This is a genomic window from Gordonia alkaliphila (assembly GCF_023017165.1).
In the GTDB taxonomy this organism is placed as follows: Bacteria; Actinomycetota; Actinomycetes; order Mycobacteriales; family Mycobacteriaceae; genus Gordonia; species Gordonia alkaliphila.
Window position 1 is genome coordinate 3,119,806 of record NZ_JALKBW010000001.1, and the last position, 13,424, is coordinate 3,133,229.

Here is a 13,424-nt window from a genome sequence, read left to right on the forward strand (position 1 = left end):
AAGGAGACAAGTGTTTACCGGAATCGTGGAGGAGCGCGGCGAGATCGTCGCCCGCGAAGACCTCGACCAAGCCGCTCGATTCTCGATCCGCGGACCCCTGGTCACCAGTGACGCCTCCTACGGCGACTCGATCGCCGTCAACGGCGTGTGCCTGACCGTCGTCGAACACGTCGACGGCGTCTTCACCGTCGACGTGATGGCCGAGACCCTCCAGCGCAGTTCGCTCGCCGAGCTGGCCGCGGGCGCGCCGGTCAATCTCGAGCGCGCCATGGCCGCCGACGGCCGGTTCGGCGGACACATCGTCCAGGGCCACGTCGACGGCGTCGGCACCGTCCTGGCGATCTCGCCGACCCCGAACTGGACCGTCGTGCGCGTCGGACTGCCCGCGGACCTGGAGCGGTACGTCGTGGAGAAGGGTTCGATCACCCTCGACGGCACGTCGCTGACGGTCTCGGCCATCGGCCACGAGAACGATCAAGCTTGGCTGGAAGTCTCCTTGATCCCCACCACGCTCGCCGAAACCACCCTGGGCTTGGCTCAGGTCGGTACCCCGGTGAACCTCGAGGTGGATGTGATCGCAAAATACGTAGAGCGGCTGACGGGCGCGGGCATCGCGCGCCAGGAGAAGGCGAATGAGCGACATGACCGACGACACCACCCCGAAGGTTCCCCTCGACACCGTCGAACGTGCGCTCGCCGACATCGCCGCCGGCAAGGCCGTCGTCGTGGTCGACGACGAGGACCGCGAGAACGAAGGCGACCTGATCTTCGCCGCCGAGAAGGCGACCCCGGAACTGGTCGCCTTCATGGTGCGCTACACCTCCGGCTACGTCTGCGTGCCGATGGAGAGCGTCGACTGCGACCGCCTGGGCCTGCCGCCGATGTACTCGGTGAACCAGGACAAGCACGGCACCGCCTACACCGTGACCGTCGACGCCCGCGAGGGAATCGGCACCGGTATCAGCGCCGCCGACCGGGCGGTCACCATCCGAAAGCTGGCCCAGACCGACACGGCCGCACACGATTTCACGCGCCCCGGCCACGTCGTGCCGCTGCGTGCCCGCGAGGGCGGCGTGCTGCGTCGGCCCGGCCACACCGAGGCCGCCGTCGACCTCGCCCGCCTCGCCGGCCTGCGTCCGGCCGGCGTGATCTGCGAGATCGTCAGCCAGAAGGACGAGGGCGAGATGGCGCGCACCGACGAACTGCGCGTCTTCGCCGACGAACACGACCTGGCGCTCATCTCGATCGCCGACCTGATCACCTGGCGTCGCCGCAACGAGAAGCACGTGGTCCGTGTCGCCGAAGCCCGCATCCCCACCGCGCACGGCGATTTCACCGCCGTCGGCTACTCCAGCCCCTACGACGACGTCGAGCACGTCGCGATGGTGATGGGCGATGTCAGCGAAGGCAGCGACGTGCTGGTGCGCGTGCATTCGGAGTGCCTCACCGGCGACGTCTTCGGCTCGCTGCGTTGCGACTGCGGTCCGCAACTCGACGCGGCGTTGGCCGCCGTCGCCGAAGAGGGCCGCGGCGTGGTGCTCTACATGCGCGGACACGAAGGCCGCGGCATCGGCCTGCTGCACAAGCTGCAGGCCTACCAGCTGCAGGACGGCGGCGCCGACACCGTCGACGCCAACCTTGCGCTGGGCCTGCCCGCCGACGCCCGCGACTACGGACTCGGCGCACAGATCCTGGTGGATCTCGGTGTGCGCTCCATGCGGTTGCTCACCAACAACCCGGCCAAGCGCATCGGCCTCGACGGCTACGGCCTCGAAATCCTCGAGCGGGTGCCGATGCCGGTGCGCGCCAATAAAGAGAACCTGCGTTACCTGCAGACCAAGCGTGACCGCATGGGTCACGAGCTGACCGGCCTCGAGGACGGTCCGGACACGGAAGGAACCGGCGCGTGAGCGGTCACGGAGAACCCACCCTGGAGCTGGCGAACGCCGGCGCACTGAAGGTCGCGATCGTGGCCTCGCAATGGCACGAGGTGATCTGCACCGCGCTGCTCGACGGCGCCGCCAACGCCGCCGCGGCCGCGGGCGTCACCGACCCGACCGTGGTGCGCGTGGCCGGAGCCATCGAACTGCCGGTGATCGTGCAGGCGCTGGCCCGCACGCACGACGCCGTCGTCGCCCTCGGCGTCGTCATCAAGGGGGAGACCCCGCACTTCGAGTACGTCTGCGATGCCGTGACCGCCGGTCTGACTCGGGTCTCGCTCGACGAGTCGACCCCGGTCGGCAACGGCGTGCTCACCACCCTGAACGAGGCGCAGGCGCTCAACCGCGCCGGACTGCCCGAGTCGTCGGAGGACAAGGGCGCGCAGGCGATGACCGCGGCCCTCGCCTCGGCGCTGACGCTGCGGGAGCTCGCGCAGCGATGACCGCCGAGGAACCCACCGACTGGGACATGGTCTATCGGCCGTCCGGGATCGTGCGGATCGTGATCATCGCGATTCTGGTCGTGCTCGCCATCCACATCACGTTCGGTCTGCTGCTGACCATCTCCTACACCGGCGTCAACATCGGGTGGGGCGACCAGATCGCGCTGATCGGCATCGGCGTGGTGATCTGCTGCTCCCTGCTGCTGTTCACCCGTTCCCGGCTGCGCGTCGGACCGGAGGGTGTCGGCGTGCGCAACCTGGTCTCCGAGCGCTTCTACGAATGGGACGCGGTCAAGGGGCTGTCGTACCCGGAGAAGGCCCAGTGGGGCCGCCTCGACTTCGCCTACGACGAGCACATCCCGGTGATGGCCGTGCAGGCACGCGACGGCGCTACCGCCGTCGCCGCGATGCGACGATTCCGCGAACTGCAGGTGCAGTACGCGACGGACCCCACCGGGAAGACCCCGCCCGCGGAGACGGCCGCCCCCACCGAGCGCAAGGACTGACCGAGTCGCTCAGCGCGCGATGATCGCCCGCAGCGGTACACCCAGCGCGGCGGCCCGCTGCTCGACGGCCGCGAGCACGGCAGGATCGGTACCCGCGGGCAGATCCAGCTCGAACTGTGGTGCGTCGACCGGCTCCTGCGACGTCGCCCGCCACCGCCGCGGGGTGACGTCGGGCGGTAAGGCCGCCAGAATCAGGCGCATCGGGCGCAGGGCTTGGACCGACCCGTCCGCATCGAGGCTCACCACGCCCAACGACCCGACGTGACCGCTGCGTGCTGAGAGGCGCCGGACAGTCGGCGGTCGGGTCTGCGCGTACGCCACCAGCGCGTCGGCGCTCGCGTACGGGTCACCCGAGGTCCGCGCGTCCAGATCGCCGGCCGACGCCCACATCTCGATCAGTCCGGGATCGGTGACGGCGTACGCACGCACCAGCTGGACGCGCTCGCGTAACGCGGCCGGATCGGTGTCCTGCACCGGTTCGTCGCCGGTCCGGACGAACACCGAGACGCGCGCCGGGGCGCCACTGCCGTTCGGGGTGGTGACGAAGACGGACAGATTGTGGTGGTTGACCTTCTGGTCGGTCCGGTACCGCGCAATCTCGCTGATCGCGGTGGCGATCTGGTCGTCGGTCAGACCGTCTCGCAGGTCCACCCGGGTGTCGGCATTGCCCTGACCAGGCAGGTTGTTGTAGCCGCGGACGTCGTAGTCGGCCACGTCGTCGCGGGTGACGAGGTACTTCTCGTACTCGGCGGCGAACTCCGTGCCGGCATTCAACGTGCAGCCGGTCACCAGCCCGGCCACCACGATCAGCCACACCAGCATCCGGCGCCTCATGGGCTCAGAGTAGTCGCGCACGGCAGACACGACCGCGGTCCGCCGTTACCGTGGAGCAATGATCCGACTGCCGTTCACCGAAGGCCTGTCCGACCTGGATGTCCGTGTCTTCGAAGCCATCGCCCATGCGCCCAGCCCGCTTCTGGACGCCACTATGCGACCCCTGTCGGCGTCTGCCGACCACGGACGTCTCTGGTTCGTGCTGGCCGGCGGCATGGCATTGACGCGGCGTACCGATCTCCAGCGGGCAGCCGTCCGAGGCGTGGTGACCCTCGGTGCGGCGAGTCTGCTGGCCAATCAGGTCGGCAAACGCCTGTATCCGCGACGGCGTCCCAACGCCAGTCGCATCACCGTGGAGCGTCTGCGTCGGCAGCCGATGTCGAGCTCGTTCCCGTCCGGGCATTCGGCCAGCGCCGCAGCCTTCGCCACCGCGGTGGCCACGGAGAACCGGCCGGTCGGTTTCGCCCTTGGACTACTGGCCGGGGCGGTGGGTCTTTCGCGCATCACCACCGGCGCGCACTACCCGGGCGACGTGCTCGGTGGCTTCCTCCTCGGTAGCGGTCTGGCCGTGCTCGGCGCTCGACTGGTGCCGCCGGTCGACGAGAACATACTCATCTTGGCGCCGCCCAGCCCGGCCGTCGAACCGCCCCGGCCGCGCGGCGCCGGCGTCACGGTCCTGGTGAACCCGGCCTCCGGGGACGGCACCGGGGCTCGGGTCCTCGACCACATCACGGAGGCGCTGCCCGCTGCCCGCATCGTAGAGGTGGCCGAGGCCGACGATCTGGACCGACTGGCCGCCGACGCCGCGGCCGGCGCCGAGGTGCTCGGAGTGGCCGGCGGCGACGGCACCGTGGCGACCGTCGCTCGGCACGCACTCGCCGCAGGTCTCCCGCTGGCGGTGTTCGCGGCCGGGACCTTCAACCACTTCGCCAAGGACGTCGGCACCGCCACCGCCGAGGCCACCGTGGCAGCCGTCCGCGACGGGCGCGCCGCGCAGGTGGATGTGCTCCTGCTCAACGAGGAGACGGTCATCCTCAACACTGCGAGTATCGGGGCCTACCCGGAGTTCGTCCGCATGCGCGAGCGCTACCAGAACTCCGCGCGCAAACCCGTCGCCGCGTTCCGCGCCGCCCTGCACGTGCTGCGGCACAGCTCGCCGGTGACCGTGACGATGAACGGCGCCGAGGTGTCGACGCTGTTCTTCTTCCTGGGCAACGGTCGGTACGGCGCGCCCGGCCTGTTCCCGGGGCGTCGTGCGCGCCTCGACGGCGGCCTGATCGACGTCCGGTACCTCACCACCGGCCACCGCTTCGAGCGGCTGCGCCTCGCGGCCTCGCTGCTGTCCGGCCGCATCCGCAACTCCCACCTGTACCAGGAGGCCCAGGTCCCGGAGTTCACCATCGAGTCGGCCGAGCCGATCCGCGTCGCCCACGACGGCGAAGCCGGGGAACCGACCACCCGCGCCGACTTCCGCCTGGACTACCGCTCCCTGCGCGTCTTCGGCACCGCGAAGGTGCCGCGCTGATGATGCTCGGCAGAGTGTGAGGTTGTGGTGCTCCAGGCACCACAACCTCACACTCTGTGGCAGCTACCTCATCGACCGGACACTCTCCTCGCCCTCCCGTCGGCCGGAGCCGTCCGCACCGACGACTAGCCTGGAGTCGTGGCCGATCCGACGACCTACCGCCCGGCTCCGGGCACTATTCCGACCGATCCCGGCGTCTACAAGTTCCGCGACGCACACGGGCGGGTCATCTACGTTGGTAAGGCCAAGAATCTTCGTGCCCGGCTGACCACCTACTTCGCCGACCTGGTGACGCTGCATCCGCGCACCCGGCAGATGGTCACCACCGCGGCCTCGGTGGAGTGGACCGTGGTCGGCACCGAGGTGGAGGCGCTGCAGCTCGAATACAACTGGATCAAGGAGTTCGATCCGCGGTTCAACGTCCGCTACCGGGACGACAAGACGTACCCGATGCTCGCGGTGACCATGAACGAGGAGTATCCGCGGGTCTTCGTCTACCGCGGCGCCCGCAAGCCGGGCGTCCGGTACTTCGGGCCGTACGCGCACGCCTGGGCCATCCGGGAGACCGTCGATCTACTGACGCGCGTGTTCCCGGTGCGGACGTGCTCCAACGGCGTGTTCAAACGCAACGCGCAGATGGGTCGACCGTGTCTGCTCGGCTACATCGACAAGTGTGCGGCCCCGTGCGTGGACCGCGTCGACGCCGCCGAGCACCGGCGGATCGCCGAGGACTTCTGCGACTTTCTGGCCGGCAAGACGGACACCTTGATCCGCCGCCTCGAACGCGAAATGTCCAGTGCCGCAGAGGAACTCGACTTCGAGCGGGCCGCACGCCTGCGCGACGACGTCTCCGCGCTGCGCCGCGCGATGGAGAAGCAGGCGGTGGTCCTCGGGGACGGCACCGACGCCGACGTGATCGCCATGGTCGGCGACGAACTGGAGAACTCGGTGGCCGTGTTCCACGTCCGCGACGGTCGGGTCCGCGGCGAGCGCGGCTGGGTGGTGGAGGTCCAGGAGAACGCCACCCCGGGCGAGCAGGTCGCGGCCTTCCTGCTGCAGTTCTACGGCGACGAACTACAGATGAGCTCCGGCGTGCCCCGCGAGGTGCTGGTCCCGGTGCTGCCCGACGACCACGACGAACTCACCGAATGGCTGTCGCAGCGGCGCGGCAGCCGCGTCTCGCTGCGCGTGCCGCAGCGCGGCGACAAGCGCACCCTCGCCGAGACCGTGGAACGCAATGCCGGCGAGGCCCTGACCCGCCATAAGCTCAAGCGGGCGGGCGACCTGACCACGCGGTCGGCCGCCCTGACCGAACTGCAGGAGGCGCTCGGCACCGACGACGCGCCGCTGCGCATCGAGTGCATCGACATCTCGCACGTGCAGGGCACCGACGTGGTCGCGTCCCTCGTGGTCTTCGAGGACGGCCTGCCGCGCAAGTCCGACTACCGGCACTATTCGATCCGCGAGGCAGCCGGCGACGGCCACTCCGACGACGTCGCCTCCATCGCGGAGGTCACCCGGCGCCGCTTCCAGCGCCACCGCACCGATCTCGCCGCGGACCAGGCCGAGCAGGCCGCTGAGCAGCCCGGCAACGGGGGAGACCTGGCACCGGAGGCGGCCCTCGATCCGGCCACCGGCCGACCGCGCCGGTTCGCCTACCCGCCCAACCTGTTCGTCGTCGACGGCGGGCAGCCGCAGGTGCATGCGGCGGCCGCGGTCCTGGACGAACTGGGCGTGACCGATGTCGCGATCATCGGTCTGGCGAAAAGGCTGGAAGAAGTCTGGGTTCCAGGCGACGATGAACCGGTGATCCTGCCGCGTAACTCCGAGGCGCTGTTTCTTCTGCAGCGCATTCGCGACGAGGCGCACCGGTTCGCGATCGGCTTCCACCGGTCCAAGCGCAGCAAGCGGATGACCGCCTCGGCGCTGGACGGCATCGCCGGTCTCGGCGCCACCCGGCGCACCGCGCTGGTGACCCATTTCGGGTCCGTGGCGAACCTCAAGAAAGCCGACATCGACGAGATCGCTCAGGTCCCCGGCATCGGAGCGACCACCGCGCGCAGCGTCTACGAGGCACTGCGCGACGAGCAACCCACCCCGGCAGTACAGCCCGCCCCAGCAGAAAGGTCTACCCAGTGAGGTCTCCCCAATGAGCGACGCGGACACCCCGTCGACGGTCCTGTTCGTCACCGGCATGTCGGGTGCCGGACGGACCTCGGTGGCGAACGTCCTGGAGGACGACGGTTGGTACGTGGCCGACAACGTCCCGGTCGCGGTGATCGGTCAGGTGATCGACGGCGTGCCGGCGACGGCCGGGACACCGCCGAAGATCGCCATGGTGGTTCGCCCCACCGGCCCGAGTTTCGCCGCCGATCTGACGCACCTGCGCCAGGAACTGGCGGCCGGCGGTGCGCAGACGCACCTGCTGTTCGTCGACGCCTCCGATCCGGTGCTCATCCGCCGCTTCGAGGCCGTGCGACGTCGCCACCCGCTGCAGGGCACCGGCACCCTCTCCGAGGGGATTGCCGCCGAACGCGAGATGCTGGCGGCGGTGAAGGCCGACGCGGAGACCGTCATCGACACCTCGGACCTGTCGGCCACCCGCCTGCGCACCATGGTCTCCAGCGTGTTCCGGTCCTCGGAGAGCCAGGGCCTGACCATCGCGGTGCAGTCGTTCGGGTTCAAGTATGGGCTGCCCATCGACTGCAACCTGGTGGCCGACGTCCGCTTCCTGCCGAACCCCTACTGGATCCCGGAACTGCGCGACCACAACGGACTCGAAGCGCCGGTGCGCGACTATGTGCTCGGCCAGCCCGACGCCGACGACTTCCTGGACCGCTACGTGGACCTGGTGGACATCGTCGCGCGCGGCTACCTCCGCGAGGGCAAGGGGTACATGACCATCGGCATCGGCTGCACCGGCGGCAAGCACCGCAGCGTCGCGATGACCGAGGAACTGACCCGGCGCCTCACCGCGGTTGCCGACGACGACGGCAATCCGCGCTACGTGGTCGAGGCCGGCCATCGCGATCTGGGGCGCGAGTGAGCGCCGCCGCGGGTACGCCGCCGGCGCGGCGGGATCTGCGCGCGGTCGCGCTCGGCGGCGGCCACGGCCTGTACAACACGCTGACCGCGCTGCGCTATCTGACCGCCGACGTCACCGCGGTGGTGACCGTCGCCGACGACGGCGGATCATCGGGACGCCTGCGGCACGAGCTCGGTCGCATTCCGCCCGGGGACCTGCGGATGGCGTTGGCCGCCCTGCTGTCGGCGCCGGCCGCGCTGGAGGACTGTCGCGCGAGCGACCCGGCGGCCGCTGAGCGCCACGCGCGGTGGGCGCGCATCCTGCAGCACCGCCTCGGCGGCAGCGGGGCCCTCGCCGGTCATCCGGTGGGCAATCTGCTGCTGTCCGGAGTGGACGAGTACTGCGGCGACCTCGTGTCCGCCCTCGACGAGCTCGTTGACCTCTTCGGCATCGACGGCCGCGTGCTGCCGATGTCCACCGAACCATTGGTGATCGAGGCCGACGTGACCGGCCTGGAGGAGGACCCGCGCATGAGCCGGGTGATCCGCGGCCAGGTCGCCGTGGCGACCACGCCGGGCGTGGTGCGGCGGGTGCGACTCACCCCGGAGGCGCCCGCGGCGTGCCCGGAGGCGCTCGCCGCGATCGCCGCGGCCGACGTGGTGACCCTCGGCCCCGGGTCGTGGTTCTCCAGCGTGATCCCGCACGTGCTGGTACCCGAACAGCTGGAGGCGCTGCGAACCACCGCGGCGCGCAAGGTGCTGTTCGTGAACCTCGTCGCGGAGCCGGGGGAGACCACCGGGTTCTCGCTCGAGCGCCATCTGCACGTGCTCAACGCGCATTCCGGCTCGCTGCCGATCGACGACATCGTGGTCGACGCCGCCTCCGTGCCGGCCGGTCGCGAACGCGAACACCTCGAACGCGCCGCCCAGCTCTTCGGCGCCCAGCTGCGCAGCGTCGACCTGGTGCATCCCGATCGGCCGGACGTGCACGATCCGGTCAAGTCGGCGATTGCGCTCGACGGCTTCCTGGGGGCGGGGACACGAAACTGACGCCGCGGTAACCTAGAGCGATCCATCACGAAGGAGGCTTGGTCGATTTGGCCATGACAGGGGCGGTCAAAGACGAGCTGAGTCGGCTCGCGGTAGCGCAGCTCAGCAGTCGGAAGGCAGAGGTGTCAGCGCTGCTGCGGTTCGCCGGGGGACTGCACATCGTCGCGGGGAAAGTGGTCGTCGAGGCCGAGGTCGACATGGGCAACGTGGCCCGTCGACTCCGGTCGGAGATCCACGACCTGTACGGCTACGGGTCCGAGGTGCATGTGCTCCGCTCCGGCGGTCTGCGCAAGGGCGCCCGCTACATCGTGCGCGTGGGCAAGGACGGCGAGGCGCTGGCCCGTCAGACCGGCCTGCTCGACCCGCGCGGTCGACCGGTGCGCGGCCTGCCCGCGCAGGTGGTCGGCGGCAGCGTCAGCGATGCCGAGGCCGCCTGGCGCGGCGCCTTCCTCGCGCACGGCTCGCTGACCGAACCGGGCCGCTCGTCGTCGCTGGAGGTCAGCTGCCCGGGCCCGGAGGCCGCGCTCGCCCTCGTCGGCGCCGCCCGCCGGCTGTCCGTGGTGGCCAAGGCGCGCGAGGTGCGCGGCAGCGATCGCGTGGTGATCCGCGACGGTGAGGCCATCGGCGCGCTGCTCACCCGCATGGGCGCCCAGGAGACGCGGCTGGTGTGGGAGGAACGGCGGATGCGTCGCGAGGTCCGGGCCACCGCCAATCGACTCGCCAACTTCGACGACGCCAACCTGCGTCGATCCGCCCGCGCCGCCGTCGCCGCGGCCGCCCGCGTGGAACGCGCCCTGGAGATCCTCGGTGACGAAGTGCCCGACCACCTCCTCGCCGCCGGTCGCCTGCGCGTGGAGCACCGTCAGGCCTCGCTGGAAGAACTCGGCCAGCTCGCCGAACCCGCGATGACCAAGGACGCCGTGGCCGGCCGCATCCGCCGACTGCTCTCGATGGCCGACAAGAAGGCGCGCCTCGAGGGACTGCCCGACACCGAGTCCGCGGTCACCGCGGAACTGCTCGACGAGGCCTGAGTGACCGCCGAGAACACCGAGAACGCCACCTGCCACGTCTCGCAGCGCATCCTCGCCGACGGACGGCCGGTCGGGTACATGGTGCGCGACGAACTCGGGTGGAGTTTCCTGGCCGGCGACGAGACGCAGGAGTACGTCGACGATCCGGCGAACCTCCCGGTGGTCGCGCTGCACGACCTCCTCGAGCGCGACCCCTGGATCGCCGCGCACCTGCAGGCGCCGGTCGGCACCGCCCTGGTGCGCACCGCGACGGGCTTCGCGGTGGAGTCCGCGCCCCCGACGTCACCGATGCCCCCGCCGTCACCGGTGCCGCCGGGCCTGCACCCGGACTACCCGGTGGCGCAGGGACACACGCAACTGTCCGAGCACTGGTCGCTGACCCTGCCGCAACCGATGAACCGCCGGATGGAAGACGGGGCGCTGGTGCTGTGGCGGCCGGGACTGACGCTGTGGCTCAACCTCTGGGACCTCCCGGACGGCAGCAGCCCCGCCGAATACGTCGATCGTCTGCCCGCCGAATCGGCGGAACGGCGTTTCGACGTCCGCCGATGGCGCTATCAGAACGCCCAGTACGTCGGCTACCGGCTCGCCGAGGAGGCGCCGGACGCCCGCGTGCCCGCTCTGTACGGCATCGCCGCGACCGACGGCGGGGTCCTGCACCTGGCCGCCTACTTCGACGCCGAGTCCACGATGGGCGCGGCGGGGACCATCCTCGCGTCGGCCCGCAACGGGGCCTTGTGCTGACGCGCGTAGACGCGACGATTAGGCTGGAAGTCAGCGGGCCGGACATTCCCACCGGCTCTTCACCCTGGTAATAGGAGTTCACAGTGGCAGTTCGGGTAGGTATCAACGGATTCGGTCGTATCGGCCGTAACTTCTTCCGTGCCGTGGCGGCACAGAACAAGGCCGGTCTGGCCGACATCGAGATCGTTGCGGTCAACGACCTCACCGACATCAACACCCTCGCCCACCTGCTGAAGTTCGACTCGATCCTGGGCCGTCTGCCCGAGGACGTCAGCGTCGACGGTGAGTACATCGTGGTCGGGGACCAGCGCATCAAGGCGCTCGCCCTGCGCGAGGGCCCGGCAGCACTGCCGTGGGCCGAGCTCGGCGTCGACGTCGTGGTCGAGTCGACCGGCATCTTCACCAAGCGCGAGGCCGCCAAGGGCCACCTGGAGGCGGGCGCCAAGAAGGTCATCATCTCGGCCCCGGCCGGCGACCCCGACCTGACCGTGGTGATGGGCGTCAACGACGACCAGTACGACGGCAGCCAGAACATCATTTCCAACGCCTCGTGCACCACCAACTGCCTCGGCCCGATCGCCAAGGTCCTCAACGACAGCTTCGGCATCAAGCAGGGCCTGATGACCACGGTCCACGCCTACACCCAGGACCAGAACCTGCAGGACGCGCCGCACGGCGACCTCCGTCGCGCCCGCGCCGCCGCGATCAACATCGTCCCGACCTCCACCGGTGCCGCCAAGGCCATCGGCGAGGTGCTGCCCGAGCTCAAGGGCAAGCTCGACGGCTACGCCCTGCGTGTGCCGATCCCCACCGGCTCGGTCACCGACCTCACCGTGGAACTGGAGAAGGACGCCACCGCGGAGGAGATCAACGCCGCGATGAAGGCGGCCGCGGACGGCCCGATGAAGGGCATCCTGAAGTACTACGAGGCGCCGATCGTCTCCAGCGACATCGTCACCGACCCGCATTCGTCGCTGCTCGACGCCGGCCTGACCAAGGTCCTGGGCAACCAGGTCAAGGTGGTCTCCTGGTACGACAACGAGTGGGGCTACTCCAACCGCCTCGCCGACCTGATCACCCTCGTCGCGAAGTCGCTGTAACCGACGATGGCTGTACGCACTCTCAAAGACCTTCTCGCCGAAGGTGTTTCGGGTCGGGGCGTGCTGGTCCGGTCGGACCTCAACGTCCCGCTCGAGGGCGGCGAGATCACCGATGCCGGTCGCATCCTGGCCAGCGTTCCCACGCTCCGTCAGCTGCTCGACGCCGGCGCCAAGGTGATCGTCACCGCGCATCTGGGCCGCCCCAAGGGTGAGCCGGATGCCGCGCTGTCGCTGGCTCCGATCGCCGCGCGCCTGTCGACCGAACTGGGCCGCAACGTCCAGCTGGCCGGCGACGTGGTGGGCTCGGACGCGCTCGCGCGCGCCGAGGGCCTCACCGACGGCGACATCCTGCTATTGGAGAACATCCGCTTCGACCCGCGCGAGACCAGCAAGGACGACGCCGAGCGCACCAAGCTCGCCACGGCGCTCGTCGAGTTGGTCGGCGACGACGGCGCGTTCGTCTCCGACGGTTTCGGTGTGGTCCACCGCAAGCAGGCCTCGGTCTACGACGTGGCGAAGCTGCTGCCGTCGTACGCCGGCGACCTGGTGGCCACCGAACTGGATGTGCTGACCCGGATCACCACCGACACCGAGCAGCCGTACGCGGTGGTGCTCGGCGGCTCCAAGGTGTCCGACAAGCTCGCCGTGATCGAGGCGCTGGCGCCCAAGGTCGACACCCTGGTGATCGGCGGCGGCATGGCCTTCACCTTCATCAAGGCGCAGGGCAGCCCGGTCGGCGATTCGCTGCTGCAGGAAGACATGATCGACACGTGCAAGGACCTCCTTGAGCGGTTCGGCGATGTGATCCACCTGCCGCACGACATCGTGGTGGCCGACAAGTTCGCGCCCGACGCCGCGACGTCGATCGCGATGACCAGCGACGGCTTCACCGAGGGCATGGGTCTGGACATCGGTCCGGGCAGCGTGGAGCGGTTCGCCGCGGTGCTGCGCTCGGCCAAGACCGTGTTCTGGAACGGCCCGATGGGCGTGTTCGAGTTCGAGAAGTTCGCCGCGGGCACCCGCGGCGTGGCCGAGGCGATCGTCGCGGCCACCGCGGACGGCGCGTTCAGCGTGGTCGGCGGCGGCGACTCGGCGGCTGCGGTGCGGTCGTTCGGTCTGTCCGACGACGCCTTCTCGCACATCTCCACGGGCGGCGGCGCCTCCCTGGAGTACCTCGAGGGCAAGGAACTGCCCGGTCTCGCTGTTCTCGAAACGGAGGGTTAGTCC

At 70.0% G+C, this 13,424-nt stretch carries 12 protein-coding genes and 1 pseudogene; 12 read left to right on the forward strand and 1 reads right to left on the reverse strand.

The features are described from left to right. Positions 1 to 10: 10 nt before the first annotated feature. From MUG78_RS14240 to MUG78_RS14255, 4 genes and pseudogenes are all read left to right on the forward strand, one after another. Positions 11 to 607, forward strand: a pseudogene (locus MUG78_RS14240) (riboflavin synthase); the annotation flags it as partial. 25 nt (positions 608 to 632) lie between these two features. Further along, entirely contained in the window at positions 633 to 1,910 is a 1,278-nt protein-coding gene (locus tag MUG78_RS14245) for a bifunctional 3,4-dihydroxy-2-butanone-4-phosphate synthase/GTP cyclohydrolase II (protein WP_246995847.1), read from the forward strand. Then, entirely contained in the window at positions 1,907 to 2,383 is a 477-nt protein-coding gene (ribH, locus tag MUG78_RS14250; protein ID WP_246995849.1) for a 6,7-dimethyl-8-ribityllumazine synthase, read from the forward strand. The genes MUG78_RS14245 and ribH overlap by 4 nt, the downstream gene beginning before the upstream one ends. After that, on the forward strand, positions 2,380 to 2,889 hold the full coding sequence (locus MUG78_RS14255) for a PH domain-containing protein (protein ID WP_246995851.1): 510 nt from the start codon (positions 2,380 to 2,382) through the stop codon (positions 2,887 to 2,889). Before ribH ends, MUG78_RS14255 begins: the two co-directional genes overlap by 4 nt. 9 nt (positions 2,890 to 2,898) lie before the next feature. Here the strand turns inward: MUG78_RS14255 and MUG78_RS14260 are convergent, their stop codons facing one another. Beyond that, positions 2,899 to 3,723, reverse strand: coding sequence for a hypothetical protein (locus MUG78_RS14260; RefSeq protein ID WP_246995853.1), 825 nt, complete (start codon positions 3,721 to 3,723; stop codon positions 2,899 to 2,901). Between the two features lie 58 nt (positions 3,724 to 3,781). Between MUG78_RS14260 and MUG78_RS14265 the strand changes: the two genes are divergently transcribed. The 8 genes from MUG78_RS14265 (at position 3,782) to MUG78_RS14300 (ending at position 13,421) form a co-directional block, all read left to right on the forward strand. Beyond that, positions 3,782 to 5,248 carry a bifunctional phosphatase PAP2/diacylglycerol kinase family protein gene (locus MUG78_RS14265; RefSeq protein WP_246995855.1) on the forward strand — a complete coding sequence of 489 codons (1,467 nt, stop codon included), beginning with the start codon at positions 3,782 to 3,784 and terminating at the stop codon, positions 5,246 to 5,248. 138 nt (positions 5,249 to 5,386) lie between these two features. Next, entirely contained in the window at positions 5,387 to 7,387 is a 2,001-nt protein-coding gene (gene uvrC, locus MUG78_RS14270; protein ID WP_246995857.1) for an excinuclease ABC subunit UvrC, read from the forward strand. 10 nt (positions 7,388 to 7,397) lie between these two features. Then, a complete protein-coding gene (gene rapZ, locus MUG78_RS14275; RefSeq protein ID WP_246995859.1) occupies positions 7,398 to 8,294 on the forward strand; it encodes an RNase adapter RapZ in 897 nt (298 codons plus the stop codon). Next, positions 8,291 to 9,322, forward strand: a complete 1,032-nt coding sequence (locus tag MUG78_RS14280) for a gluconeogenesis factor YvcK family protein (protein WP_308221366.1) — start codon at positions 8,291 to 8,293, stop codon at positions 9,320 to 9,322. The genes rapZ and MUG78_RS14280 overlap by 4 nt, the downstream gene beginning before the upstream one ends. 47 nt (positions 9,323 to 9,369) lie before the next feature. Then, on the forward strand, positions 9,370 to 10,353 hold the full coding sequence (gene whiA, locus MUG78_RS14285) for a DNA-binding protein WhiA (RefSeq protein ID WP_246995861.1): 984 nt from the start codon (positions 9,370 to 9,372) through the stop codon (positions 10,351 to 10,353). Then, positions 10,354 to 11,097, forward strand: coding sequence for an immunity protein Imm33 domain-containing protein (locus MUG78_RS14290; protein WP_246995863.1), 744 nt, complete (start codon positions 10,354 to 10,356; stop codon positions 11,095 to 11,097). An 83-nt stretch (positions 11,098 to 11,180) separates the two neighbouring features. Beyond that, on the forward strand, positions 11,181 to 12,197 hold the full coding sequence (gene gap, locus MUG78_RS14295; protein WP_246995865.1) for a type I glyceraldehyde-3-phosphate dehydrogenase: 1,017 nt from the start codon (positions 11,181 to 11,183) through the stop codon (positions 12,195 to 12,197). 6 nt (positions 12,198 to 12,203) lie between these two features. Continuing rightward, complete coding sequence (locus tag MUG78_RS14300) at positions 12,204 to 13,421, forward strand: phosphoglycerate kinase (protein ID WP_246995867.1); 1,218 nt, start codon at positions 12,204 to 12,206, stop codon at positions 13,419 to 13,421. Positions 13,422 to 13,424 lie beyond the last annotated feature (3 nt).

Excerpts from the sequence above, each read along its gene's own strand:
- MUG78_RS14245 (WP_246995847.1), top strand. The coding sequence starts at position 633 with ATGAGCGACATGACCGACGACACCACCCCGAAGGTTCCCCTCGACACC.
- MUG78_RS14255 (WP_246995851.1), top strand. The coding sequence starts at position 2,380 with ATGACCGCCGAGGAACCCACCGACTGGGACATGGTCTATCGGCCGTCC.
- MUG78_RS14260 (WP_246995853.1), bottom strand. The coding sequence starts at position 3,723 with ATGAGGCGCCGGATGCTGGTGTGGCTGATCGTGGTGGCCGGGCTGGTG.
- MUG78_RS14265 (WP_246995855.1), top strand. The coding sequence starts at position 3,782 with ATGATCCGACTGCCGTTCACCGAAGGCCTGTCCGACCTGGATGTCCGT.
- rapZ (WP_246995859.1), top strand. The coding sequence starts at position 7,398 with ATGAGCGACGCGGACACCCCGTCGACGGTCCTGTTCGTCACCGGCATG.
- MUG78_RS14300 (WP_246995867.1), top strand. The coding sequence starts at position 12,204 with ATGGCTGTACGCACTCTCAAAGACCTTCTCGCCGAAGGTGTTTCGGGT.